General features: G+C 60.6%; 36 protein-coding genes. 26 read left to right on the top strand and 10 right to left on the bottom strand.

From position 1 onward, the window contains the following. Positions 1-64 precede the first annotated feature (64 nt). From BLU11_RS10165 to BLU11_RS10110, 12 genes are all read left to right on the top strand, one after another. Positions 65-1,120: a reverse transcriptase/maturase family protein gene (locus BLU11_RS10165; RefSeq protein WP_090273233.1), complete on the top strand. Its 1,056-nt coding sequence runs from the start codon at positions 65-67 to the stop codon at positions 1,118-1,120. Continuing rightward, on the top strand, positions 1,113-1,352 hold the full coding sequence (locus BLU11_RS10160; protein WP_090273232.1) for a hypothetical protein: 240 nt from the start codon (positions 1,113-1,115) through the stop codon (positions 1,350-1,352). Before BLU11_RS10165 ends, BLU11_RS10160 begins: the two co-directional genes overlap by 8 nt. A gap of 21 nt (positions 1,353-1,373) precedes the next feature. After that, entirely contained in the window at positions 1,374-1,787 is a 414-nt protein-coding gene (locus BLU11_RS10155) for a hypothetical protein (RefSeq protein ID WP_090273231.1), read from the top strand. Between the two features lie 23 nt (positions 1,788-1,810). Continuing rightward, complete coding sequence (locus BLU11_RS10150) at positions 1,811-3,364, top strand: phage tail-collar fiber domain-containing protein (RefSeq protein WP_090273230.1); 1,554 nt, start codon at positions 1,811-1,813, stop codon at positions 3,362-3,364. 9 nt (positions 3,365-3,373) lie between these two features. After that, on the top strand, positions 3,374-3,646 hold the full coding sequence (locus tag BLU11_RS10145) for a phage tail protein (protein WP_090273229.1): 273 nt from the start codon (positions 3,374-3,376) through the stop codon (positions 3,644-3,646). Positions 3,647-3,788: 142 nt separating this feature from the next. Beyond that, positions 3,789-4,958, top strand: coding sequence for a phage tail sheath protein (locus tag BLU11_RS10140; protein WP_090273228.1), 1,170 nt, complete (start codon positions 3,789-3,791; stop codon positions 4,956-4,958). A gap of 15 nt (positions 4,959-4,973) precedes the next feature. Next, positions 4,974-5,489 carry a phage major tail tube protein gene (locus BLU11_RS10135; protein ID WP_090273227.1) on the top strand — a complete coding sequence of 172 codons (516 nt, stop codon included), beginning with the start codon at positions 4,974-4,976 and terminating at the stop codon, positions 5,487-5,489. A 156-nt stretch (positions 5,490-5,645) separates the two neighbouring features. After that, the gene (locus BLU11_RS10130; protein WP_231702326.1) at positions 5,646-5,933 is read left to right on the top strand and encodes a phage tail assembly protein; all 288 of its coding nucleotides are present in this window, start codon (positions 5,646-5,648) and stop codon (positions 5,931-5,933) included. 8 nt (positions 5,934-5,941) lie between these two features. Then, complete coding sequence (locus tag BLU11_RS10125; RefSeq protein WP_090273225.1) at positions 5,942-6,070, top strand: GpE family phage tail protein; 129 nt, start codon at positions 5,942-5,944, stop codon at positions 6,068-6,070. After that, positions 6,054-8,609: a phage tail tape measure protein gene (locus tag BLU11_RS10120; RefSeq protein ID WP_090273224.1), complete on the top strand. Its 2,556-nt coding sequence runs from the start codon at positions 6,054-6,056 to the stop codon at positions 8,607-8,609. Before BLU11_RS10125 ends, BLU11_RS10120 begins: the two co-directional genes overlap by 17 nt. A gap of 10 nt (positions 8,610-8,619) precedes the next feature. Continuing rightward, positions 8,620-9,051, top strand: a complete 432-nt coding sequence (locus tag BLU11_RS10115; protein WP_090273223.1) for a phage tail protein — start codon at positions 8,620-8,622, stop codon at positions 9,049-9,051. Continuing rightward, complete coding sequence (locus BLU11_RS10110; protein WP_090273222.1) at positions 9,048-10,325, top strand: phage late control D family protein; 1,278 nt, start codon at positions 9,048-9,050, stop codon at positions 10,323-10,325. Before BLU11_RS10115 ends, BLU11_RS10110 begins: the two co-directional genes overlap by 4 nt. Here the strand turns inward: BLU11_RS10110 and BLU11_RS10105 are convergent. From BLU11_RS10105 to BLU11_RS19410, 6 genes are all read right to left on the bottom strand, one after another. Beyond that, complete coding sequence (locus BLU11_RS10105) at positions 10,312-10,740, bottom strand: hypothetical protein (RefSeq protein ID WP_157718654.1); 429 nt, start codon at positions 10,738-10,740, stop codon at positions 10,312-10,314. The two genes, BLU11_RS10110 and BLU11_RS10105, sit on opposite strands and share 14 nt — an antisense overlap. Then, positions 10,719-11,579 (bottom strand): DUF6731 family protein, encoded by an 861-nt coding sequence (locus tag BLU11_RS10100; RefSeq protein ID WP_090273220.1) that lies wholly within the window; start codon positions 11,577-11,579, stop codon positions 10,719-10,721. Before BLU11_RS10100 ends, BLU11_RS10105 begins: the two co-directional genes overlap by 22 nt. 37 nt (positions 11,580-11,616) lie before the next feature. Further along, positions 11,617-12,297: a hypothetical protein gene (locus BLU11_RS10095; RefSeq protein ID WP_090273219.1), complete on the bottom strand. Its 681-nt coding sequence runs from the start codon at positions 12,295-12,297 to the stop codon at positions 11,617-11,619. Between the two features lie 131 nt (positions 12,298-12,428). Beyond that, positions 12,429-12,578 carry a hypothetical protein gene (locus BLU11_RS19275; protein WP_157718653.1) on the bottom strand — a complete coding sequence of 50 codons (150 nt, stop codon included), beginning with the start codon at positions 12,576-12,578 and terminating at the stop codon, positions 12,429-12,431. 133 nt (positions 12,579-12,711) lie between these two features. After that, the gene (locus BLU11_RS10090) at positions 12,712-13,092 is read right to left on the bottom strand and encodes a helix-turn-helix domain-containing protein (protein WP_090273218.1); all 381 of its coding nucleotides are present in this window, start codon (positions 13,090-13,092) and stop codon (positions 12,712-12,714) included. A 140-nt stretch (positions 13,093-13,232) separates the two neighbouring features. Then, positions 13,233-13,454 carry a hypothetical protein gene (locus tag BLU11_RS19410; protein WP_090273217.1) on the bottom strand — a complete coding sequence of 74 codons (222 nt, stop codon included), beginning with the start codon at positions 13,452-13,454 and terminating at the stop codon, positions 13,233-13,235. Here BLU11_RS19410 and BLU11_RS10080 point away from each other — a divergent pair. From BLU11_RS10080 to BLU11_RS10025, 13 genes are read left to right on the top strand one after another with little or no spacing between them, the layout of a single operon-like run. Then, complete coding sequence (locus tag BLU11_RS10080) at positions 13,453-13,662, top strand: hypothetical protein (RefSeq protein WP_090273216.1); 210 nt, start codon at positions 13,453-13,455, stop codon at positions 13,660-13,662. The genes BLU11_RS19410 and BLU11_RS10080 overlap by 2 nt on opposite strands. Before the next feature lie 51 nt (positions 13,663-13,713). Further along, positions 13,714-13,899, top strand: a complete 186-nt coding sequence (locus BLU11_RS10075) for a hypothetical protein (RefSeq protein WP_090273215.1) — start codon at positions 13,714-13,716, stop codon at positions 13,897-13,899. Between the two features lie 11 nt (positions 13,900-13,910). Continuing rightward, complete coding sequence (locus BLU11_RS10070) at positions 13,911-14,102, top strand: hypothetical protein (protein ID WP_090273214.1); 192 nt, start codon at positions 13,911-13,913, stop codon at positions 14,100-14,102. A gap of 27 nt (positions 14,103-14,129) precedes the next feature. Beyond that, a complete protein-coding gene (locus tag BLU11_RS10065; protein WP_090273213.1) occupies positions 14,130-14,318 on the top strand; it encodes a hypothetical protein in 189 nt (62 codons plus the stop codon). 5 nt (positions 14,319-14,323) lie between these two features. Beyond that, complete coding sequence (locus tag BLU11_RS10060; protein WP_090273212.1) at positions 14,324-14,620, top strand: ogr/Delta-like zinc finger family protein; 297 nt, start codon at positions 14,324-14,326, stop codon at positions 14,618-14,620. After that, positions 14,607-14,963 carry a hypothetical protein gene (locus BLU11_RS10055; RefSeq protein ID WP_090273211.1) on the top strand — a complete coding sequence of 119 codons (357 nt, stop codon included), beginning with the start codon at positions 14,607-14,609 and terminating at the stop codon, positions 14,961-14,963. The genes BLU11_RS10060 and BLU11_RS10055 overlap by 14 nt, the downstream gene beginning before the upstream one ends. Positions 14,964-14,991: 28 nt before the next feature. Then, positions 14,992-15,234 carry a hypothetical protein gene (locus BLU11_RS10050; protein ID WP_090273210.1) on the top strand — a complete coding sequence of 81 codons (243 nt, stop codon included), beginning with the start codon at positions 14,992-14,994 and terminating at the stop codon, positions 15,232-15,234. Then, positions 15,235-17,919 (top strand): toprim domain-containing protein, encoded by a 2,685-nt coding sequence (locus BLU11_RS10045; protein ID WP_090273209.1) that lies wholly within the window; start codon positions 15,235-15,237, stop codon positions 17,917-17,919. It begins immediately after the preceding gene. Positions 17,920-17,961: 42 nt separating this feature from the next. Further along, complete coding sequence (locus BLU11_RS10040; protein ID WP_090273208.1) at positions 17,962-18,729, top strand: hypothetical protein; 768 nt, start codon at positions 17,962-17,964, stop codon at positions 18,727-18,729. Then, positions 18,726-18,893, top strand: a complete 168-nt coding sequence (locus BLU11_RS19265; RefSeq protein WP_157718651.1) for a hypothetical protein — start codon at positions 18,726-18,728, stop codon at positions 18,891-18,893. The genes BLU11_RS10040 and BLU11_RS19265 overlap by 4 nt, the downstream gene beginning before the upstream one ends. Further along, positions 18,880-19,107 carry a hypothetical protein gene (locus tag BLU11_RS10035; RefSeq protein WP_090273207.1) on the top strand — a complete coding sequence of 76 codons (228 nt, stop codon included), beginning with the start codon at positions 18,880-18,882 and terminating at the stop codon, positions 19,105-19,107. The genes BLU11_RS19265 and BLU11_RS10035 overlap by 14 nt, the downstream gene beginning before the upstream one ends. Beyond that, on the top strand, positions 19,094-19,381 hold the full coding sequence (locus BLU11_RS10030) for a hypothetical protein (RefSeq protein WP_090273206.1): 288 nt from the start codon (positions 19,094-19,096) through the stop codon (positions 19,379-19,381). Before BLU11_RS10035 ends, BLU11_RS10030 begins: the two co-directional genes overlap by 14 nt. Next, positions 19,368-19,595, top strand: coding sequence for a helix-turn-helix transcriptional regulator (locus BLU11_RS10025; RefSeq protein ID WP_090273205.1), 228 nt, complete (start codon positions 19,368-19,370; stop codon positions 19,593-19,595). The genes BLU11_RS10030 and BLU11_RS10025 overlap by 14 nt, the downstream gene beginning before the upstream one ends. Positions 19,596-19,745: 150 nt before the next feature. On the opposite strand, the gene BLU11_RS10020 is transcribed toward BLU11_RS10025, so the two are convergent. After that, the gene (locus BLU11_RS10020; RefSeq protein ID WP_090273204.1) at positions 19,746-20,039 is read right to left on the bottom strand and encodes a hypothetical protein; all 294 of its coding nucleotides are present in this window, start codon (positions 20,037-20,039) and stop codon (positions 19,746-19,748) included. Between the two features lie 179 nt (positions 20,040-20,218). Here BLU11_RS10020 and BLU11_RS10015 point away from each other — a divergent pair, with 179 nt between their 5' ends. Continuing rightward, positions 20,219-21,391: an AI-2E family transporter gene (locus tag BLU11_RS10015; RefSeq protein ID WP_090273203.1), complete on the top strand. Its 1,173-nt coding sequence runs from the start codon at positions 20,219-20,221 to the stop codon at positions 21,389-21,391. On the opposite strand, the gene glpK is transcribed toward BLU11_RS10015, so the two are convergent. From glpK to BLU11_RS10000, 3 genes are read right to left on the bottom strand one after another with little or no spacing between them, the layout of a single operon-like run. Further along, entirely contained in the window at positions 21,372-22,862 is a 1,491-nt protein-coding gene (gene glpK, locus BLU11_RS10010; protein ID WP_090273202.1) for a glycerol kinase GlpK, read from the bottom strand. The two genes, BLU11_RS10015 and glpK, sit on opposite strands and share 20 nt — an antisense overlap. Positions 22,863-22,890: 28 nt before the next feature. Then, complete coding sequence (ybaK, locus tag BLU11_RS10005; protein WP_090273201.1) at positions 22,891-23,364, bottom strand: Cys-tRNA(Pro) deacylase; 474 nt, start codon at positions 23,362-23,364, stop codon at positions 22,891-22,893. Between the two features lie 8 nt (positions 23,365-23,372). Next, positions 23,373-24,407: an NADP-dependent oxidoreductase gene (locus BLU11_RS10000; protein ID WP_090273200.1), complete on the bottom strand. Its 1,035-nt coding sequence runs from the start codon at positions 24,405-24,407 to the stop codon at positions 23,373-23,375. Positions 24,408-24,551 lie beyond the last annotated feature (144 nt).

Genomic DNA, 24,551 nt, shown 5'->3' with positions numbered 1-24,551 from the left:
ACCTCAGCAGCCGGCGCGTGGTACCGCACCGGGAAGCCTGTCGGCTGCGCCCCCAAGGACAAGCATGAAAACCCACAACGGATTGTTTGAACAGATCATCACCTTTGACGCGCTTTACCGTGCGTACAGGCGAGCCCGCAAGGGCAAGCGCAAGTCATGGCCCTGCCTGAACTTCGAGCGGGATCTCGAAGGCAACCTGATCCAGCTGCAGAACGAGTTGATCTGGGGCCAGTACCGCACCGGCGGCTACCGGTCATTCCAGGTAAGCGAGCCCAAGGTGCGCACCATCACCGCGCTCACCGAATTCCGCGACCGCGTCGTCCAGCACGCCCTAATGGAGCTGCTGGAGCCGCTGTGGGAACGCAGCTTTATTGCGCACAGCTACGCCTGCCGGGACGGCAAGGGAGCCCACGCTGGGGCTGATTACGCCCAGGCCATGATGCGCGACTGCTTGCGCCGTCACGGCAGTCTCTACGCGCTCAAGGCCGATGTGCGCAAGTACTTCCCCAGCGTCGAGCATGCAGCCCTGAAGCGCCTGATCCGCCGTAAGATCAGCGACAAGCGCATCCTCCAGCTGCTGGACAACATTATCGACAGCTACAGCGAGCCAAGCACGCCGGGTCGCGGCATCCCCATCGGCAACCTAACCAGCCAGCTGATGGCCAACGTCTACCTGGACGCGCTCGACCAGCACGTCAAATGCCGGCTGCGCGAAAAGTGGTATTGCCGTTACATGGATGACTTCATTGTCCTGCACCCAGACAAGCGGCACCTGCAGGCGCTACGGCTGGATATTGAAGCCTGGCTTGATCGCAACCTGAGCCTGGAGCTGAACCACAAAACGGTCATCTTCCCGATCGCCACCACCCACGGCCGCGGGCTCGACTTCCTCGGCTATCACCTGTGGCCGCACAAGCGGCGGCTGCGCAAGGCTAGCCTGAAGCGTTTCAAGCGCCGCGTCCGGCGCCTTCAGCGCCAGTACGCCAACCGCACAATCGGCTTCCCTGACATTCATCAACAGCTATCCAGCTGGATAGCACATGCCCGCCATGGCGAAGCGATACCCGCCATCAGCAAGTACCTGAAAGACCGACCATTCCGGAGAGAAGATCATGACTGAAGCCAACGACCAGCAAGCCCCGCAAGAAAGCCACAGCGACTGGGCTATCCGCATCACTGAGCAGCGCCGCCTGTGCGCCTACGCACACCCAGAGATCGGCTCAGATCGCCACTTTGCAGAAGCCAATCGGCTGGAGGCCGAAGGCCTGATTGACGAAGCCCAAGCGGCTCGCGCTGCCGGCCTGGCTCGCTACACAGAGATCAAGTCCATGTATCCATGGCCGGGCGCGTAAGCCCGGCACCAGGAGCACGAAATGAAATATTACTCCCTGAAATTCAAGCGCGATCTGGACGGCTGGGGCGGCAAGGCCCGCATGTGGAAGATCCAGATATTGGAGAAGTACCGCCATGACAAAGGGTTGCTTGAGCACGAGAAGTTCCACGTTCGACAGTGGTATTACGCAATGTTTGCCACCTTTGCCATTGCTGGCGTCCTGGGCGTGTTCGTGCAGCCCGGCTGGGGCCTGATCGCCCTCTTTGGACCCTTCGTCCACAGCAGGCTGAGCAGCAACAAGTACTACCGGAAGTGGGGCGAGATCCGCGCATACCGCATCCAGCTGAAAACGGGCAACTACCACAGCCCTCAATTCGCAGTGAACGCCCTCATGACCAAGTACGGCCTGGGCATGAGCGAAAAGGAAGCCAGAAAGGCGCTGGGCCTCAGCTGACGTAAAGCACAAAGGAGCACTACATGCCCACATTCAAATCGATTCACACCGCTCACGGCCTGCAGCGCATGGCTGCGGCCGAGGCTGCAGGACAGCCAATCAACATCGTCGAAATGGCCGTAGGCGATGGCAATGGCAACCCGGTTGACATCGATGACCAGGCTGACGCAACCGGCCTGGTACGCGAGCGTTTTCGCGCCGAGATCAACCGCGTGTACGCCGACCCCGAGCGCGACAACAGGTACTCCGCCGAACTGATCATCCCGGCTAGCGTCGGCGGCTTCACTCTGCGCGAGATAGGTATCTTCGACGAGCAGGGCGGCCTGTTTGCCGTGGGCAACCTGCCTGAAACCTACAAGCCCTCTGACAGCGAAGGCGCCTTTGCCGATACCGTGGTGCGCTTCGAGTTCCTGGTAACCAACGCCAGCGTTGTCACCCTCCAGATAGACCCGAACGTTGCCGTAGCGACCCACACCTGGATAATCAACAACGTCACCATGGCCACACTGCTGCCCGGCGGCACCACCGGTCAGATCGCCAAGAAGGCCAGCAACGCCGACGGCGACATCGTCTGGAGCGACCCGGACGACATCAACATCACCGTCAACACCATCGACGAAGAGCAGACACTGGCCGACAGCCAGACGCTGGTGGATCTGGCCGTAGTGACCACCCGCGGGCTGGCGGTCTACGTCGACGGTCTGCGCCTGTATGAGGGCGCCGGCGCAAACCGCTGGCAGAAGGCGCCGGAACCTGACAGCGTCACCCGCATCGTGCTGGGGCAAAGCTATCCTGGCGGCACCAAGCTGATCGCCGCCCAGAACGAGCCAACCGGCTTCGCCCCGTCACCACTGGAGCGCAGCAAGAACCTGTCCGACCTGGACAGCAGACCAGCGGCACGCGCCAATCTGGACGTTTTCAGCAAGGCAGAAACGCGCCACATGGCGCCATCAGGAATGATTGCCCACTTCGCCCGCAACACAGCCCCCACCGGTTGGCTGAAGGCGAACGGCGCGGCCGTCAGCCGATCCGCCTACGCTGATCTGTTCGCCGCGATAGGCACGGCCTTTGGTGCTGGTAACGGCTTCACAACGTTCAACCTTCCGGATCTGCGCGGCGAGTTCCTGCGCGGCTGGGATGATGGGCGTGGCGCGGACGGTGGGCGTGAGTTCGGCAGCAGCCAGGCCGGCGAGCTCCAATCCCACGCGCACCAAGGCTCGGCTGGCAGCGCAGGCGCTCACGCGCACACGGGGACAGCGGCCACGGCGGGGAGTCACAGCCACGGGGCAACCACCGGGTTATCAGGCCATCACAATCACCGGCTGAGCGGACAAGCCGCCGGCGGCGGCGGTCGCGGCCTGGATGACGAGAGCCAAGGCTCAGGGTGGAGTAGCGACAGGATTGAAGCTGCAGGCAACCACACCCACTCCGTTTCCATCGGCACCGGCGGAGCGCACACCCACACGGTATCAGTCGGCTCCGCCGGCACCCACAACCACAGCATCGAGGTGGAGGCCACTGGCGGCTCCGAAACCCGCCCGCGCAACATGGCCATGCTCGGTTGCATAAAATTCTAAGGAGCGCCCATGATCGTTTACCAGTACGACGCAGCAGGCATCTACCAAGGCCAGACCGAGGCGGACGAAAGCCCGCTGGAGCCCGGCGTCTGGCTTATGCCAGCCCGCACTACTGCCGTAGCCCCGCCGGATGATGTGCCCGAAGGGCATCGGCCTCGATGGAACGGCGTAAGGTGGGACCTGATCAACCAGCCCCGGCCGAAGGGCGGCGACCCTGTCGCCAAGCTGGCCGCGTTCCTCGCAGACAACCCGGACGTGGCGGCGCTGCTGAGCCAAGACTGACCCGCATGCCACAAAGAACCCCGCCATCGCGGGGTTTCTGCCCTGTAGAACGCACCGCTACAACTACCCCTGCTCCCAATCCACGCGCCCACGCGACAGCATGAACCCCTGACAGTAACCCACCCATTGCAGGGAACCCACCATGCCCGATCAATACCATCACGGCGTCCGCGTCATCGAGATCAACGAAGGCACACGCCCGATCCGCACCATCTCCACCGCCGTGGTTGGCATGGTGTGCACGGGCGATGACGCCGACGAAGCGGTATTCCCGCTGAACAAACCCGTCCTGCTCACCAACGTGCACGGCGCCATTGGCAACGCCGGCACCCAAGGCACCCTGGCGCGCAGCCTGCGGGCCATTGCCGACCAAACCGCACCATTCACCATTGTTGTGCGCGTGGAAGAGGGCGACGACGAATCCGCCACCACCACCAACATCATCGGCGGCGTAGAAGGCGGCCAATACACCGGTATGCAAGCACTGCTCGCAGCCAAGGCCCGACTGGGCGTCACTCCGCGTATTCTGGGCGTGCCCGGCCTCGACAGCGAAGCCGTCACCACCGCCCTGGTCGCGCTGGCACAGCAGCTGCGCGCGTTCGTATACGCCAGCGCCTGGGAGTGTGCCGACAAAGAAGCGGCCGTTGCCTACCGCGACAGCTTCGGCGGACGCGAGTTGATGCTGATCTGGCCGGACTTCGAGTCCTGGAATACCGCCACCAGCGCAACCGACACAGCCTACGCCGTCGCCCGCGCCCTCGGCCTGCGCGCCAAGATCGACCAGACCGTCGGCTGGCACAAAACCCTGTCCAACGTCCCGGTCAACGGCGTTACCGGCATCGACAAAGACGTGTTCTGGGACCTGCAGAACCCAGCCACCGACGCCGGCTACCTCAACCAGAACGACGTCACCACGCTCATCCAGCAGGGCGGCTACCGCTTCTGGGGCTCGCGCACCTGCAGCGAAGATCCGCTGTTCGCCTTCGAGAACTACACCCGCACCGCCCATGTCATCGCCGACACCATGGCCGAAGCGCACCTGTGGGCCATCGACAAGCCCATGCACCCCTCGCTGGTGAAAGACATCATCGAAGGCATCAACGCCAAATTCCGCGAGTGGAAAGCCCTGGGCTACATCATCGACGGCAGCGCCTGGTATGACGAAAGCGCCAACACCGCCGAAACACTCAAAGCCGGCAAACTGCGCATTGACTACGACTACACCCCCGTGCCGCCGCTGGAAGATCTCAGCCTGCGTCAGCGCATCACCGACCGCTACCTGGTGGACTTTGCCAGCCGCATCAACGCCTAACCGGAGAGAACAGCCATGGCATTGCCCCGCAAACTCAAAAACATGAACCTGTTCAACGACGGCGAAAGCTACGTTGGCCTGGCCAAAACAGTCACCCTGCCCACGCTTGCCCGCAAGATGGAAGCCTTCCGCGCCGCCGGCATGAACGGCCCCGTGAAAGTCGACCTGGGCCTAGGCGACGATGGCATCCAGCTGGAATGGACTACCGGCGGCCTCGACGTCCAGGTCTTCCGCCAGTTCGGCATCACCCGTGCCGACGGCGTGCTGCTGCGCTTTGCCGGCGCCTACCAGCGCGACGACACCGGCGAAGTCAGCGCAGTCGAGCTGGTGGTGCGCGGCCGCCATGAAGAGATCGGCATGGGTGACGCAGAAGTTGGCGAAGACACCGAGCAGACCGTCACCACCACCTGCAGCTACTACAAGCTGACCGTAGACAACGAAGTGCTGGTCGAAATCGACATCCTCAACATGGTCGAAATCGTCGACGGCGAAGACCGCCTGGCTGAACAGCGCGCCGCCATCGGCTTGTAACGATTACCCCAAGACCGGCGCGGTGCCAGTCGCCCGCCGGCACACCAACACCCAAGGAGCACCACCCCCATGAGCAAGCCAGAAACCGATCAGGCCGCCCAGAAAGCCGAGCCGGCAGCTGTAGCGCCTGAAGCCGAAGCCGCCAAGAACCCCAACATGGAAGTCGTCGAGCTGGACACCCCCATCGTCCGTGGCGAGCACAGCATTGACAGCCTCACCCTGCGCAAGCCCATGGCCGGCGAGCTGCGCGGTGTCTCCCTGATCGAGCTGATGCAGATGGACGTACTGGCGCTGCGCAAAGTCCTGCCGCGCATCACCACGCCCACCATCACCGACATCGAGATCGGCCGCATGGACCCCGCCGACCTGGTCCAGTGCGGGGTCGCCGTCTCCGGTTTTTTGCTGCAGAAGTCGGCGAAAGCGGAAGCATCCCAAGGCATGTAGAAGACGCCATGGCCGATCTGGCCATGGTTTTCCACTGGGCCCCGGCGGACATGGACCCGCTGGGCCTGGCCGAATTGATGGAGTGGCGCGAACGCGCCCGCAAGCGAGCGGATACCAAGCATGGCGCGCGATCTTAAACTGGAAGTAGTGCTGGCCGCGATCGACAAGGCCACCAAGCCGATCCGTGGGATCATGGACAGCAGCGGGAGTCTGGCCAAATCTCTGAAGGAAACCCGCGATACCCTCAAGGGCTTGCAGTCTCAGCAAAAGGACATCAGCAGCTTCAGGACGCTGAAAGAGGCTAGTCGCAAGAGTGGCGATGAGCTTAAACAGCAGCAAGACAAAGTGCGAGAGCTGGCGCGGCAGATGGGCTCAACCGAGACCGCATCGAAGGGGCTTCGCGACGAGTTCGACGCTGCAGCTCGCAAAGCAAGAAGCCTCAAAACCAAGCATGGCGAGCACCGCACCTCACTGCAAAAGCTCCGTGACAAGCTCCGAGAGACCGGTGTAAGCACCAGCAACCTGGGCGAGCATGAGCGTCAGTTAAAGACCAAGATAAACGAAACCAATACCGCGATTACCAACCAGGGCACAAAGCTAAAACGCCTTACTGGACAGCATCGGCGTTATCACCAAGAGTTGGGCAATCTACGCGGCAGCCAGCAATTCGCTGGCAGTATGGCCGGGGTTGGTATGCGTGGCATGGCTGTGGGCGGTGCCGGCCTGCTCGGTGCCAGTCGCATGCTCGCACCAGGTATCAGCTACGGGGAACAGATGTCCGAGCTGCAGGCGGTTACTCGCTTGGGCAAGGATGACGATCAAATGACGATGCTCAAGGATCAGGCCCGGGCGCTGGGTGCGAGCACCGCCTTCAGCGCCACCGAAGTGGGGGGCGGCCAAACATTCCTTGCGCGCGCAGGCTTCACGCCCGAAGCAATCAGTGCCTCCATGGGTGACATTCTCAACTTGGCGCTGGCCAACGGCACCGACTTGGCGCGCACCGCCGATATTGCATCCAACATCAGCAGCGCTTTCAAGATCGACCCTGAGACAGAAGGCAATATCACTCGCGTGGCGGACGTCCTGTCTGGTACCGCCGCGCGCGCCAACGTCAACCTGGAATCGCTCGGCGACACAATGAAGTACCTGGGCGGCGCAGAAGACCTCAACCTGACGCTGGAGCAGGCCGCCACCATGGCAGGCCTCATGGGCAACATCGGTATTCAGGGTAGCCAGGCCGGTACCGCTATGCGAGCCATGATGAATCGCCTGACTGGCCCCGCCAAAAAGGGACGCGACGCCATGGAGTCGCTGAGTCTGCAAGTGGCTGATTCCAACGGCAAGATGCGTGACATGCCGGACATTTTGCGCGATCTGAACAGCGCTACTAAGGACATGGGCAACGTCCAGCGCAAGGCGCTGCTCACCGATATATTCGGTGCCGAGGCCGGCTCCGGTATGGCGGAGCTGGTCGGTCAGATGTCCGATGGCGGGCTGGATGACTTGCTGGACCAGCTGCACAAAGTCGCCGGCGAGAACGCCCGCATGGCTGCAACCCGGGCTGACAATATCGGTGGCGATCTCAAGGGGCTGAAGAGCGCCTGGGAAGAAATAGGCATCAGCATTTCCGACACCAACGAAGGCCCCCTCCGCAACTTGATAACGAGCCTGACCGGCGTTGTACGCGGCGTGGGTGAGTGGATGCAGGAGAACCCCGAGCTGGCCGGTACCATTGCCAAAATAGTCGGCTACACACTGGCATTCGTTGCGGCTATGGGCGCGCTCACGTTCGTGCTGGCCAGCCTGATCGGCCCGCTGGCAATGATCAAATTCGCCATGGTCACGTTCGCCGGCGCTACCTGGGCAGCCACCTGGCCGATACTTGCCGTCATCGCCGCCATCGCTCTGCTGGGCGTGGCAGCCTGGATGCTCTGGCGCAACTGGGATGGCGTAGTGGGCGGGCTCAAAGCGCTATGGGCCGACATGGTCGCCGTGGCGCACAGCGCCTTCAATGCGCTGCTGACCTTCTTCACTGGCATCTGGAGTGAAATCAAAGCCGCCTTCGACGGCGGCATCCTCGGCGTCAGCGCCCTGATCATCAACTGGTCACCGCTGGGCCTGTTCTACAAGGCCTTCGCGGGCGTGATGGGTTACTTCGGTGTTGACCTGCCCGGGAAGTTCACCGAGTTCGGCGGCATGCTCATGAGTGGCCTGGTCACCGGCATCAAGAATGGGCTCGGCGCCGTCAAGAATGCAGTCACCGGTGCCGGCGACCAAGCCATCGGCTGGTTCAAGGACAAGCTCGGCATTCGCTCGCCGTCCCGCGTTTTCGCCGCCCTGGGCGATGACACCATGGCCGGCCTGCAGGCTGGGCTGGATCGCAGTCAGGACGGCCCGCTGGCGTCCATCCTCAAGGCCGGCAAAGCCATGGCCGGTGCCGGTGCATTGGCGCTGGGCATCGGCGGGGCAGGGCAGGCACTGGCCGTGGATGGCCGCCCGCCCCTGCAGAGCGGCAGCGCCCCCGTCGTGGTGCAGGGCGACACCATCACCATCCAGCTTACCGCCCCGGCTGGTACCGACTCTGCTGAGCTGGAGCGCATGATCAACCGCGTAATGGACCAGCGCGAACGCGGCAAAGCGGCCCGTATCCGCTCCGCCCTGTACGACAACGAATGAGGTGCTACGCATGATGATGGCCCTGGGGCTGTTCGTATTCAGCCTGCCCACCGCCGCCTACCAGGACTTTCAGCGGCAAACCGCCTGGCGGCATCCCAGCAGCAACCGGGTCGGCGCCGGCCCGGTGCGCCAGTTCGTCGGCAAAGGCGAAGACACCATCACTCTGTCCGGCCTGATCGTGCCCGAGCTGTCCGGCAAGCGCCTGTCACTGGATGCCCTGCGCCTGATGGGCGACAGCGGCAAAGCCTGGCCCCTGGTAGAGGGTACCGGGCGTATCTACGGCCTGTGGGTCATCGACAACCTGAGCGAAACCAATACCCTGTTCTTCAAAGACGGCGCCCCGCGGCGTATCGAGTTCAGCATCACCCTGCAGCGCGTGGATGATAGCCGTATCGAGCTGCTCGGCAATCTGCTGGAAACCGTAGGCGGGCTGCTCCGATGATCGAGCGACTGGCCGGGCTGGCCAGCAACACCGCGCGCGCCCTGCAAAACGGTGCGCAGAATGCCGCCGACCAATACAACCGTGCCACCCACCATCCCCGGCCCATTTACCGGCTGGTGGTCAATGGCCAGGACATCACGCCCAAGATCGAAAAGCGCCTGCTCAGTCTCAGCCTGACTGATAACCGCGGCCTTGAAGCCGACCAGCTGGATTTCTCCCTGGAAGACCACGACGGTCAACTGGCCATCCCGCCGCGCCGGGCCGCCGTGCAGCTCTGGCTGGGCTGGCAGGACACCGGGCTGGTGTACAAGGGCAGCTACATCGTCGACGAGGTTGAGCACAGCGGCGCGCCGGACATCATCAGCATCCGCGCCAGTAGCGCCGACCTGCGCGCAGGCCTCACCCGCAAGCGCGAACGCAGCTGGCATAGCGTCACCCTGGCAGACATCATCTACACCGTGGCCAGCGCCTACAGCCTCAAGCCGGTCATTGATCAAGTGCTCGGCAAAATCCCGGTGCCGCACCTGGACCAGGCCGATGAATCCGACGCCAACCTGCTGACCAGATTGGCCGGCGACCACGACGCCATCAGCAGCGTCAAAGCCGGCCACCTGCTGCTTATGCCGGTGGGAGCCAGCAAGACCGCCAGCGGCATTGATCTGCCGCACATCACCCTGACCCGCCGCGATGGCGACGGCCACCGCTGGATGGAAGCCGACCGGGACGCCTACACCGGCGTGCGCGCCCATTACTACAACGACAACAGCGCCGAACGCCTGGACGCCATCATCGGCAACGATGACAACATCAAGACCTTGCGGCATGTCTACACCGACGAACAAAGCGCCCTGCAGGCCGCGCGGGCGGAGTGGCAGCGGTTGCAGCGCGGCGCTGCCACGCTCAGCTACACGCTGGCCCTCGGCAGGCCGGATCTGATCCCGGAAATGACCTACAGCCTAAGCGGCATAAAGCAGGAGATATCAGACACCGTCTGGCTGGCCAAGAGCGTCACCCACTCACTCAGTGACAGCGGCTACCTCACCAGTCTGGAGCTGGAAAACCAGCTGGCCGACGACCCGGATCTGGCGGCGCTGGTGGAGGGGGGCTATACCGGCGTTCTCGCCTGGTACCGGGACGAAAAGACTGGCAAACAGATCAAGGTCACCGAAGGCGACCAGACCAACCCGAAGCGGCTGAGCCATCTGTATGCGAGCAAGCACAGTGCGGAGAGGGCGGTGAAGAGGGAAATGGGGAGGCTTGTCAGTGGTGCCTGAAAATCGCCAGCATGGTATCGGCAACTCGCATGAATGAAAGGAGCGACCCGACTGCCAAAACTATCCAGATGCCGGAATACCAAGGTTGTGTGTGGTCCTGGAAAAAACCGATGACATTTATGGTGCAGAATGTCAGGTTGATCCATATGGCCTGGCCGATATAGGAAACCAGAAAGAGCATATAGCCGCTACTGCGCAAGTCGTCGATAATTTTTGAATTCATCGCGATCAGAATAGCTTTGCTGGTGGCCAAGAATCCAACCAGCACGCCTGAAACACCCAGAGTAGAGGACAGTAGGGAATCATTTTTTGGTAGCGATATGTTCAGTAAACTCCAGAAATAGAACGCCATACACATAAAAAAATATGGGTATAAACGTTCAAAAAGGAGTTTCACTTTAATATCTTCTTCCAAGAGTTGCGTGCCCGGCTCAAGCCCTTCCAGCGATCTTCCAGTGGCAGCCTGAGATCAAGCCCTGGCTTGATGTCTTCAAGCTCAACATATAGTCGCTGGGTTAGCAGGTCAAGGACCTCTATCGCATCGTCTTCATCTGTTTTGCCTGCAACCCTCAGGCTTTTCACTGCCTCGGGATTTCGTTGCGATAGATCTCGCAGAGCCCCCATGACATTGGAAACTGTGCCTCTGAGGCCATTCGTTTTATCACCGCCCGCAGACAATTCGATATCAATGATGCCTGCCTCGCACTTTTGCCCAAGGGCTACCGCATCCCGTAGGGCCACTCCGCGCTTTATATCATCCGCAGTCATTGCGCTGACATCGAGCTTGAACATCAACCTTTTCTTTATAGCCTTTTTCAACAGGCGTCTTTCAGTGTCAGGATCGAATTTGGGGTTGAATGTATAAACATTACTGGCGGCTTGGTCGTAGTCGCTAAGGTAGTTGCAGATCGCGCCTGAACGCACGCCTGAGTGGTTATATTGAATCAGGATATACCCAGTCGCTGGGTCATAAAGGGCACAGGTTTCTTCCGCAAAGGTTTCTCCCTTCTTGAAGTCGAACCCTTCGGTTCTCGCGTTTTTCTTTCCGCGTCCAGGACCTTGAGTTGCTCTGAACTTAGCAAACTCCATAAACCACAGCCCGTCTCTTTTTTCTATCGCGTCAATTCTGATTTCAGCCTTTGCGACCAACCGTATTCTTTTATTTAGCTTTTTTTCTTTCGCTACCAGCGCGAGCACATCTTCTAAGGCGGCCGATTGGTCGCTTGCCTCTACCTTGAAGGCATGTATTTTCATGCATAGTTCCTTTTTACTGTTATGAATAGCTGGCTCATCACTCTTTAATCGCCAGCGCATGAGCCGCTTCTTTGCAGTCAGGCAGCGCCGTGGGCAGGCAGGTTACGCAGCGGGGCAGGTTGGCACTGGCGTTGTGCAGTGGCTCGAAGCTCGGGTGCCAGGCGCCTTGGCCGGCAGGTAGCGCTTTGTACGCTGCGGACAGCTCTTCCCTCAAGGCGGACAGCTCGGCCTGATTCTGCCGCATCATGTCGCCGCACTGGCCCAGATCATTGTTTCTTGCTGACTCCATGGACATGCCGGCACCGACCAGAGCGGCCATGCGCGGGGTGAACTCGTCAAGGATGGCCTGGGATTCGGGGGCGAAGGTATCCTCTACAGGCTCAGGCTCAGGCTCAGGCTCAGGCTCAGCAGGCGATGCCAGTTCTGTCTCGGCCGCCTGGTTGGAGGGCTCAGGCAGTGCATCGGTCTTAACAGGAAGGACGATCTCTGGGGCGAGATCTTCCTCTCGAGCGTCGGCAGCTATTGGCGAGGTGCTGTCTTCAGGATCTACGAGGCCGGTAGCGACAAAGAACAGCATCACTGCTATCAGGGCAACCACTCCCACGGTCGAGCCTGTGAGGTGGCGTAGAAACCAGTTTTTGCCTTTCAGCTTTTTTGCAGCCAGCCACCACGCCGCAACTAGCGCGACCAATGCCAATAGAGAAGCGAAGCCTTCCATGTTTCCCGATCCTGTAAGACGTTGTAAGGCTTCCGATAATGCCATCTTCTGGCCATCAGGGACAACCGACTTAAGGACTATATAGGCAGGGTAGGTATGCAGCCGCTCAGCGGCTGCATGGGTGGCGGGGGTCAGCCAGGGTAGTTGGCCAGGGCCTCGGCGGCTTCCAGCAGGGAGGCTTGCTGCTGGCGGGTGAGTCGCCGGAATGCTGCTATGAGCACCGCTTCCTTGGCGCTTAATTTGGGATTGTCGGGTCGAGGGTTGTGAGGTAGGTCAGACATCGGTACTGCTCCATCCATGCTGGGCCACCGTGGCCATTCAGCGTTGGATACCTATTCTCTACACCTTTTTTCCGTGTCATCGGGGGAATAAGGTCGAATTGCTGCTTGTTTTGAAATCCAGGCGTCTACCTTTTCACTTCCGCTGCCTTTCGGCAGCAGCGGCCAGGGCGGCGACGGTTTCCCGGACGAAATCTTGTTGCTGCTCGCTCAGGGTTCGGTAGCTATTGATCAGAGCTTGCTCGTGGTCGGCCTGGGAGGCTTCGGGCGGTAGCTGACGCACCCCGGTTACCAGGTAAAGAATATCGAAGCCGAGGCGATCCATGGCTGCCAGATACATCGCGTCGGGGCTCCTTTCTCCTCGCTCGTAAACTCCTTGTGTCTTCTTTGTCACGCCCACTGCCTCGGCCAGCGCCTCCTGCGTTTGCCCCTGTTCTTTTCTTAATTCCCGCAGCCGACTCCCGATAGAAACCATTCGGTGATTTTCCATGTTGACAAAAGAACCGTTCGGTACCATTATTATCTCGTCTTACAGTTTGTTTAACGGTTTAAGTAACCGAGTGGTTACCAATGTATATCCAAAGGAGAGACCCAATGACCAACCACCCCAGCAAAGAGCAGTGCGCCGGCAAGCGCCCTCATGCGGTAACCAGGGATCTATCGCTTCCCCAGATCGCCCCGGATTTCTTTGATGGCGACCTCCAGGTGAGCCAATGCAAAGCGCAGGTCCTGACTGTCAATCCAACGCTCGACCCGGCTGTCGTGCGCGGGGTCATCCGGGTTGGTGTCTTTTCCATCCATGACCGCGATGACCTTTTCGTAAGCCTCGGTTAGTCGGCCCTGCAGCCTCCTGACCTCACCCTTGGAGTGAAACCCCATGAATAACCCCCTTATTGAACACGCTGATGAACTTCGTTTTTTGCTCGACAAGCTTGAGGCCGCGCTTCCTGTGCTCAAGCAGGAGTTGGAGCCAGACCCGGCCACGGACCCAGAGCTTCAGTCAATTGCCGTGCGGTTCGCCATCGGCGACATGATGGTGCCGCTCAACTTGATGCGCGAATGCCTGACCGGAGAGCAGAGCACATAGCGCTTTGCAGCCATCCGTCATTTTGTATCACTTTATAAGAGGTTGTAAGACATGACCACAAAGACCATTCCCCGTTCCCCATCGCCGCGCGGCTGCAGTGTGCCGCTGATGACCCACCTCACGCCGGAAGAGCGCGCCCAGCTGGTCAAGATGGCCGACCAAGAGGCTCGCTCCATGTCTGCAATGGCCCGCCTACTGATTGTGCAGGGCATGCAGCGTTATCAGGCTCAGGCATAAGGAACGCCAACATGTATCCCGACCCAAAACGCATTCGTAAGCACCGCGCCACGCTGAACCTGGACGACTACGAGCAAGGCCTGATCGACGCCCTGGTGAACTACACCGGGCTGAGCCAGGCCGAGCTGCTGCGCCGTCTTGCCCTGAGTGAAGCGCGGGACCTGCTTCTGGCAGAGCCCAATGTAGAACGGGCGATCGCCTGAACCCAGTGCCAGCAGAGTTACTTACTTATGCCCGAAGCCCATTTTGAATTCGACGAAGCCGACCGCGAACTGCTTGAACGCATCCAGCGGCGCTATGGCCTGCAGAGCTGCGAGCAGGCAGCGGAATGGCTGATCAAGGCCCGCTTGCGCCGGGCTGCCATCAAGTTAACCGGCCGTGGCCGGGCGCTGTACCCAATCAATAACGGGAGAGACTGAGAACGATGAGCACCTACAAACTGGTGTGCCCCCACTGCCGCAGCAAAGTGCGGATCCGCACCAGCGAGGGCGTGCACATCTTCCTGCGTGACACCTACCTGCAATGCACTAACGAGGTGTGCAGCTGGTCCTGTTACGCCCGGTTCGAGATGACCTATGAGCTGAGCCCCAGCTCCATGCCCAATCCAGCAGCGGTGCTCCCACCGGCTCCCAGCCGCGTCCGGCGCGAAGCAATGCCCCCTTCAGAAGAAGAACAACTTGATCTGCTTGACGACGAGGAACTGACCGATGAAAGCATTTAAAAAGGACTACCAGGAAACACTTCAGGAAGCCGCGCTGGGTTTTATGGCTCGCCACCAGGCTCAGCACCTGGGCCACGATCAGTGCCTGTTCAGCCGCTGCGTTGCCTACCTGATGGGCTGCTTTGAGTGTTCTGAGGCGACCGCTCAGAACATAACCTCCTACGCCTACGGCGACCTCGTTTCCGGCGAAGACAGCCGCTACATGGACATCAGCGGCAGCACCGGCAGGGTGGCCATGCTGGTTGATCCCAATTCCGGCATCTGCCATGCCGTCCCAGTGAAGATGATCTTCGAGCGGCTGATCGATACGCCGGCGCGTCGCCACTTGCGGCCCGTCAACTGATCCATTCGCCAAGGCAAGGGGAGCCGTCATGCGCACTATCAGCATCAATCTGGAACTGACCGAGAAGCAGGCGGCCGCACTGCGCGGCACCCTGCAGGTCATGCATCGCCAGCGCCTGCAGGATGAATTCTGGTGTGACCGGTACAGGTACATCCCTCACGCAATGCGGGCCGGGCACATCGTCGCCAGCTGCCCAGACATGGCCGCCAGCGTCAAGCTGGTGGCGGCACTGAATATGGCTGAGCGCGAGAGCGCAGGCGGGGCGGAATAAATGCAAGCCGAACTGCAACGTGAAGTGCTCAACCGCATCGCGGTGAACTACAGCCTGAGCAAGGTCTCTGGCGAGTGGATCCGTGGCGGCATCTGCCCATCCTGTGGCAAAAAGGAGCTGTATACCCACGCCCAGAACCCTTGGGTACTGCGCTGCGGCCGTGAGAGCAAATGCGGCGACACCTTCCACGTAAAAGACCTGTTTGACGACCTGTTCAACGACTGGAGTGAGCGCTACAAGGCTACGCCCGAGCAGCCCAAGGCAACGGCCCGGGCGTACCTGGAATATGCCCGCGGCTTCAAAGAAGAGCTGATCGGCGGCTGGTATACCCAGGAGTACTACCACGACCGCGAGCTGGGTATTGGCTCTGCCACGGTGCGCTTTGAGCTGCCCGGCGGCGGTTACTGGGAGCGGCTGATCGACCAGCCGCACCGGTTTGGCAAGAAGAAGGCGCGCTTCTCCTACGGCACCAGCCACAAAGGCGGCTGGTGGTGCCCGCCCTGCGTCGACCTGCTTGCAGTTGATGAGCTGTGGATTGTGGAAGGCATCTTCGATGCCATCGCCCTGGTGCATAACGGCATCAGCGCCGTGTCCATCATGAGCTGCAACAACTACCCGGAAAAGGCTCTGGCAGCGCTGGCCGCTGACTGCAAGACCAATGGCAGTAAGCTGCCCAAGCTGGTCTGGGCGCTGGACGGCGACCACGCAGGCCAGAGCTACACCCGCAAATGGGTAGACCGTGCCGAGCAGGACGATTGGCGCTGCTCAGCTGCGCAGATTCTCCAGGGCCAGCGCAAGCACGACTGGAACGACCTGCACCAGCTGGAGCAGCTGACCGAGGAAAAAATCAAGGAGGTGCGCCACCACGGCGACCTGCTGACGGCCAAGACCGCTGGTGAAAAGGGCCTGCTGATGTACACCTGGCGCGAGCGGCAGGAGTTCTATTTCGGGTTCAACAGCAACCTGTACTGGTTCAAGCTGGACATGACCAAGTACAACAAGGTCCTGACCGAGCTGAGCGAGTCAGAGAGCGTGGACGTGCGCACCATGTCTGACTTTGAGTTGCGCGAAAAGGCCCTGGAGCAGTCCGGCGCGGTGATCCGCATCGCCAACTGCTACCCGCAGGCGCTCTACTTCCAGCGCAACGAGATTACTGACGAGTCGTGGTATTACTTTCGGATCGACTTCCCCCATGACGGCGGCAGCGTCAAGAGCACCTTCACCGGCGGCCAGGTGTCGGCGGCGGCGGAGTTCAAAAAGCGTCTGGTGTCGACCGGTGCAGGCGCTTACTTCACCGGGTCCGGCCAGCAGCTGGACAGGATCATGCAGGACCAGCTGTTCGGCATCAAAACCGTCGAGACCATCGATTACATCGGTTACAGCAAGGAGCACCAGTGCTATGTGCTCGGCGACATTGCCATCAAGGGCGGCCAGCTGTACCAGGTCAACGAGGAAGACTTCTTCGAGTTCGGCAAGCTGCGCCTGAAAAGCCTGCTGAAAACCATCCCGCTGGAGATCAGTCTCAGTGAAAACAAGTACCGTGAGGAATGGCTGGGCTGGCTGTGGACCGCTTTCGGCGCCAAGGGCGTCATCGCCCTGGCGTTCTGGGTCGGCTCGCTGTACGCCGAGCAGATCCGTGCCCAGTACAAGTCCTTTCCATTTCTGGAGATTACCGGCGAGGCGGGCGCGGGCAAGTCAACGCTGATCCAGTTTCTGTGGAAGCTCTTCGGCCGCGACTACGAGGGCTTTGACCCATCCAAGTCGTCAGTAGCGGGTCGTTCCCGGGCCATGGGGCAGGTATCCGGCATGCCGGTGGTGCTGATCGAGGGTGACCGCAACGAGCCGGACAAAGCCCACGCCAAGTCATTCGACTGGGACGAGCTCAAGGACTTCTACGGCGGAGGCACGCTGCGCACGCGGGGCGTGAAGACCGCCGGCAACGAGACCTATGAGCCACCGTTTCGCGGCACCATCGCCATCAGCCAGAACGCGGCAGTGAGTGCGTCCGAGGCGATCCTGACCCGTATCGTCAAGTTGCACTTTCAGCGTCCGGTGGCCACCGATGCCAGCCGCGCCGCGGCGGACAACCTCAACCTGATGCAGACCGAGGACGTCAGCCAATTCCTGGTCCGCGCCTTGCGACTGGAAGACCAGATGGTCGCCACCTTTGGCAGCCGCGTCGGCGTGTACGAAAAGGAGCTGCGCGGCCTGAAAGAGATCCGCATCGAGCGCATCGCCAAGAACCATGCCCAGATGATGGCCCTGGTCGATTGCCTGGAACACCTGATGCCGATCACCCAAGCCCAGCGCGCCGAAGTGGAACTGGTGCTGCGCGGCATGGCAGTGGCTCGCCAGCAGGCGGTCAACGCAGACCACCCGGCCGTGGCCGAGTTCTGGGAGGTGTACGAGTACCTGGAATCGCTGGAAGAAGGCCCGGTGGTCAACCACAGCGCCGACCCCAAGCTCATTGCCATCAACCTCAACGAGTTCGCCAAGGTCGCGGCCAACAACCGTCAGAACATCGCCGACCTGACCCTGCTGCGCGAGCTGCTGAAAGAGAGCCGAAGCCACAAATTCATCGAAAGCAGTCGCGCCGTGCACAGCGTCATCCGCGCCAGTGCCCGCGTCGAAGCCTTCGACAAACCCAAACCCGGCACCATCAAGTGCTGGATCTTCAAGAAGTAGGGCGCGGCAACGCCCTGTTGTTATCACCAAAGGAGAGTACCCATGCAAGAACATGAAGCACACGGCAGTAGCCAGACAGAGATTACCACGGGCGATATCGGACAGCTTGAAGCGCTGGTCTGCCTGATAGGAAATGACGCCTTCGCAATGTCGTTTCAGAGTGTGAGACAGTACCGGGAGGCATTGCTCAATGCAGCGCCTGCTGTGCAGGGGGAGTCATCCCCATGCCGCTGCGTTCAGTGCGAGCGCTGCCAAGGAAACGGCGAAATCATCACGGACTGGGAGCGGTACGAGAATCCGCGCCCATGTGATGCTGCCGATGCTTTCGTTGTCGAATGTCCTGATTGCAGGGGTGTTGGAAGATTGCATGTCGCCACGGAGGCCATGCAGCCCGCAGAGCAGCAGCCCGACAAGTACGCAGACTGCGATCTGGAATGCGGCGCTTACGGCACCTACTGCAAATGCGCAGCGGAAGCCCAGCAGCCCGAAAGCCAGCAACCGAAGTGCTGCACCTGTCGAGACGGTATGGACTTCACGACAATCAACGGAGTCGATATAGCCGTGGGCGAAGACTTAACCGACGGAGTTTATACCCTCAATGTCATGGCCCAGGGGCAGGACGGCCCGATAGTCCTCGTACACATCCACCAACACCGGTGCGCGACCAGAGAAACACCGCAGCCCGCGCCGGACGTTTCGGGGCTGGTGGAGGCGCTGGAAGGTGTGCTGGATGGCCGTCCATTGGATACCGAGTTCTGGGATCGGTGCGAGCAATTTATTGCCGCCCACCGCAAAGGGGGTATCTCATGAGCGACTTTGATTTCTTGAAGAAAGCATTCTTCCGCTTGGACGAACTAGAGAAGATATACAGCAGCGAACGGGACGGAAAATGCAACGCCGCTGCGGCATCTATGGAGGCAACAATTAGGGATTTCTTGAAAGTGATTAAGGAGCCCAGCCATGACAACCAATAAGCCGTTGTTCCGCTTCAATGCTCGGGTAGTCGAATCTGACCCCACCGGCTACTACATGACGCGCTGGGATAGGGCGCAGTCTGTATCCGTTATTGCACACAATCACGACGAGGCTTTCGAGAAAGTCAGGACGCTGATGGGCAACCCGACTCGCCATAGCGCGTGGGCTGTGAGAATTGATTCGGCTGAGGAGATTATTGATGACAACCAATAAGCCGCACGATCCAGCGCTGCGCGCCGCCATCATCGCGGAGATAGGCAGGGGGAAAGCAGAGGGCCGCGAGCGATGGGCAGAGCATGGCGAAGATGCTTTGAGCTGGCATGACAAGACGTTTGCTTATTGCACTTGGTGGTTCAAGTTCAAGATCCCCAGGGCCACCAAAGTGATCCGGCAAGAGCTGGAACGCATGGAGCGCGACGGGCTGGTAACAGCAGACCGCAGCCAGAGCAACAACACCAAGTGGAGGCTGGAACATGACAACCAATAAGCAAGCTCAGATGCAGTCCCTGGTGCGCCTGCCAATGCTGCTGAAACTGACCGGCCTGTCCAGGGCCACAGCCTACCGGTATTCGAAGAGTGACCCGCACTTCCCGAAGCCGGTGATGCTCAGCGATAGCACAGCCAGAAATGCGCCGGTGGGGTACAGACTGCAGGACATTCAGCACTGGATCAGAGTTCGCGCAGAATCATCAGGGCTGTGAACCTTGTATGCCAGCGTGTATGCCTGTATTTATTGAGTTAGGTAAATTGCATTGTGATCAATAGCTTATAGGTCGAGTTCTATCCAAGTCGCTCCGACCAATTGCCAAAACCCGCCATAAGCGGGTTTTGTTGTTTTTGCCCTGCACTGATCAGTTATTGCTGTTGCGCTGCCCCTGTTCATCCTCCTGACCAATGCTGTTGATTTCCTGCAATGCCTTGCTGGAATGCACGATGCAACCCTTTTCGTCGCCATCTGTCTGAGCTTCGCCGGCGAGGCGGATGTGATCTTCCAGTTGCGTGCGCGCGTCGTCGGTGAGCTGGTCGAGTGGGGCGGAGGAGTATCTGGCCAGCTCCTGCATATTGGATTGGCAGGTGACGTCTTCGGCGAAGGCGATCGGGCTGGCGAGTAAGGCGGTGGCGATGATCAATGAAGCGGTCTTCATATTGTCTCTCCCATCTGCAATGAAATGTCTCTTCAGCTGTGACAGTAGCCTGGCTGGAGGGTTTGATCTTTCGCACCAGGGCACATAGTCAGCGGAAATAGTCGCCTGCGTGCTATCTGCGATTGCCCGCCACTGGTATCCTCGACTGCTTCTATGGAATCAGGAGTGGCCCGCTGGTCATGACTAACGACAATCTCGAGAACAAGAGCTTTCTTCTGCTGTTGGCACTGGTTTCAGTGGCCTTCGTGTGGTTGCTGTTGCCGTTCTACAGCGCGGTATTCTGGGGCACCATCCTGGCGCTGATCTTTCAACCGATGCAGCGCCGTTTCGAGGCACGTTTCAATCAGCGGCGCGGCATGGCCGCGCTGGCGACACTGTTGATCATCCTGTTTATCGTGATTCTGCCGGTCAGTCTGCTGGCCGGGGCGCTGGTTCAGGAAGGGGCAGCCATCTATCAGCGCATCGATTCGGGCACGCTGGATTTCGGTGGTTATCTGGAACAGGTCATCAATGCCTTGCCGAGTTTCGCCCAGGATCTGCTGGTGCGCTTCGGCATGACGGATATCTCCAGTGTGCAGGAGCGCATCTCCAGCCTGGCCATGAGCGGTAGCCAGTACCTGGCGACCAAGGCCTTCAGCATCGGCCAGAACACCTTCCAGTTCCTGATCAGCTTCGCAATCATGCTCTACCTCCTGTTCTTCCTGCTGCGCGACGGGCGTCAGGTGGCGGCCAGGGTGCGTCGGGCGATTCCGCTGGGGGAGATCTACAAACAGCATCTGCTGAGCAAATTCACTACTGTGGTCAAGGCGACCGTCAAGGGCAACATTGCCGTGGCGGTGATACAGGGCGCGCTCGGCGGCTTCATTTTCTGGGCACTCGGATTGCAGGGCGCGTTGCTCTGGGGCGTGATCATGGCGGTGCTGTCATTGCTGCCGGCGGTGGGTGCGGGCCTGATCTGGGGACCGGTGGCGATCTACTTCCTGGCCACTGGCGCGGTCTGGCAAGCGGCGGTGCTGACGGCCTTCGGCGCTGTGGTCATCGGCCTTGCGGACAACGTGCTGCGCCCGATTCTGGTCGGCAAGGACACCAAACTGCCGGACTACGTGGTGTTGATTTCCACCCTTGGCGGCATGGCCCTGTTCGGGCTCAATGGCTTTGTCATCGGACCGCTGATCGCGGCCCTGTTCATTGCTGCCTGGAGTCTGTATGCCGAGGCGCGGGAAGAGCATCAGATGGTGGCAGTGCCGACCGAGGAAGTGGCGACGATCGACGAGATGGAGGATATCGTCTGTGCGCCTGAGGTCGGGGTCGTTGCGCCGCCGGAGCCCCCGCTCAAGGGCTCTGATTCCTGATCCGTCGCACCGCATCCAGCCAGCCCGTATACAGCGCTTCGCGCCGCTGTTCGGGCATGGCTGGGTGAAAGCTGCGTTCGCAATCCCAACGCGCGGCGAAGTCTTCCAGACTGTCGAACAATCCCTGCTGCAAACCCGCTAAAAAGGCCACGCCCAAGGCGGTGGTTTCTGTCACCTGCGGGCGGTCCACCGGCACACCGAGGATGTTGGAGAGCGCCTGAACCATCCAGTTATTCACCACCATGCCGCCATCCACGCGCAGCGATGCGGTGGCGATGGCGCCATCGGCGGTCATGGCTTCAAGCAGATCGCGGGTCTGGAAGCACACCGATTGCAAGCCTGCGGTGACGATTTCGGCGATGCCGGTATCCCGCGTCAGACCAAAGATGGCACCGCGCGCCTGCGGGTCCCAATAGGGCGCGCCCAGACCGGTGAAGGCCGGCACCAGATACACGCCACTCTGATCACCCACCTGTTCGGCCAGGGCTTCGGTTTCGTCGGCGTGGCGGATCAGTTTCAAGCCATCGCGCAGCCACTGGATCGCCGCTCCGGCGACAAAGATGCTGCCCTCCAGCGCGTAGGTGGTCTGACCGTTCAGTCGATAGCCAACGGTGGTCAGCAGTCGGTGGGAGGACGTCACCGGCTGGTCGCCGGTATTCATCACCATGAAGCAGCCGGTGCCATAGGTGCTCTTGACGCTGCCGGGTGTAAAGCAGGCCTGCCCGACCAGAGCCGCCTGCTGGTCACCGGCCATCGCGGAAATCGGCAGGCTGGCGCCGAACAGGTCTGCATCGGTATGCCCGAAATCCGCTGCGTTATCCAGCACCTCGGGCAGCAGACTGGGTGGGATATCGAGCAGTTGCAGCAGCTCCTGGTCCCACTGCTGATCATGGATATTGAACAGCATGGTGCGCGAGGCGTTGGTGGCGTCGGTGCGATGTACCCGGCCGCCGGTCAGGCGCCACAGCAGGAAGCTGTCCACCGTGCCGAAGCGCAACTCGCCCCGTTCAGCGCGCTCACGTGCACCGTCCACGTTGTCCAGCAACCAGCGCAGTTTGGTGGCAGAAAAATAGGGATCGATCAGCAGGCCGGTGCGCTGGCTGACCAGGGACTCATGGCCCTCGGCCTGCAGCAGATCGCAGAAAGCCGCAGTGCGCCTGTCCTGCCAGACGATGGCCGGGTACACCGCTTCACCGGTCTCGGCATCCCAGAGGAGGGTGGTTTCCCGCTGATTGGTGATGCCGATTCCCAGGATGTCGCTGACGCTCAGGTTGGCCTGCTCGAGCGCCGCGCGCACCACAGTCACCACACTTTGCCAGATTTCCTCTGGATCATGCTCTACCCAGCCGTCATGGGGGAAGTACTGGGCGAACTCCTGCTGCGCCACGCTTACAGAGTGACAGTGCGCATCGAATACCATGGCGCGGCTGCTGGTGGTGCCCTGGTCGATGGCAAGAAGATGATTTGGCATAGGCGTTGCCCTTGGTTCCAATGGATGCTCAGCCGGCTTTACCGACCTCAGCAAAGGTGGCGCGTGTCTGGCGGGCCAGGTCCTGCGGGTCCAGTTCTATTTCCAGGCCCCGGCGCCCGCCGCTGACGAACAGCTGTGGCCAGCGGGTAGCGCTGCTGTCGATGAAGGTGCGCAGGTTCTTTTTCTGCCCCAGAGGGCTGATGCCGCCCAGCAGATAACCGGTGCTGCGCTGGGCTGCGGCGGGATCTGCCATGGCAACCTTCTTGGCGCCTGCCGCCTTGGCCAGCAGCTTCAGATCGAGAATCCCGTCAACCGGTACCACGGCTACCAGCAGTTCACCGGTTTCGGTACAGGCCAGCAGCGTCTTGAACACCTGTTGCGGATTCAGACCGAGCTTTTCAGCGGCTTCGCCACCATAGGACTCAGCCTGCGGATCATGATCGTAACGATGCAGGCTGTAAGCCACCTTGGCCTTGTCGAGCATTTTGGTTGCTGGCGTCATGCGTATTCTCAGTCGCTGATCTTGACCACCATCTTGCCAAAATTCTGTCCCTCAAGCAGCCCGATGAAGGCCTGTGGTGCATTCTCCAGGCCTTCCACCCGGTGCTCCTTTACCTTCACCTTGCCCTCGGCCACCCAGGGCGTCATTTCCTTGAGGAAGTCGGGATAGTGTGGGCCGTAGTTGTCGAAGATGATGAACGCCTGCATGCGGATGCGCTGGCTCAGCAGCAGGCGCATCAGCTGCGGCAGACGGTCAGGACCGGCTGGCAGCTCGGTGGCGTTGTATTGGGCGATCAGACCGCACACCGGCACCCGCGAATGCGGATTGAGCAACGGCATGACCGCATCGAACACCTTGCCGCCTACGTTCTCGAAATACACGTCGATGCCATCCGGGCAGGCATTGACCAGATCATCAGCGAGGCTGTCGAGCTTGTGATCCAGGCAAGCATCAAAGCCCAGCTCATCCACCGCATAAGCGCACTTCTCCGGCCCGCCGGCGATCCCCACCACCCGGCAACCCTTCAGTTTGGCCACCTGGCCGACCACACTGCCAACCGGGCCGGTGGCTGCGGCGACCACCACGGTCTCGCCAGGTTTGGGCTGACCGATATCCAGCAGACCCATGTAGCCGGTGAACCCGGGCATGCCGAGTACGCCGAGGGCCTGCGAGGGTTCGGGCATGTTCGGGTCCAGCTTGAATACCATGCTGCCGTTGGACAGGCTGTAATCCTGCCAGCCGGCGGTATAGCACATCACCAGATCCCCGGCGGCGAAACCATCGAGGTTTGACTCGACCACCCGACTGACGCCACCGCAGGGCATCACATCACCGACAGCTACCGGCTCGGCATAGGACTTGGCATCGCTCATGCGCCCGCGCATGTAGGGGTCCAGCGACATCCAGAGGTTGCGCAGCAACATCTGGCCCTGGCCGGGCGTGGGGACGGCGGATTCGACCAGCTTGAAGTTATCCGGCACCGGTGCGCCCACTGGGCGTGAAGCGAGCAGGATCTGGCGGTTGATAGTGGTGGTTTGCGGCATGAGACTTCCCCGGTGTGAAACAGATGACTGAGTCACCCAGTATAGAGGCCAATGCTCCCGAGGCAATCAGCCCACGGACGCTCCGGGATCATCTTGCGTAGGGGGAGGGCGTAGCCAAGTGATCTGGCGTCAGTAAATGCCCCG

The sequence above is a fragment of the Halopseudomonas litoralis genome (genome assembly GCF_900105005.1).
Taxonomy (GTDB): Bacteria; Pseudomonadota; Gammaproteobacteria; order Pseudomonadales; family Pseudomonadaceae; genus Halopseudomonas; species Halopseudomonas litoralis.
Note: the sequence above shows the minus strand (reverse complement) of the source record. Positions and strands in the feature narration are given on the sequence as shown.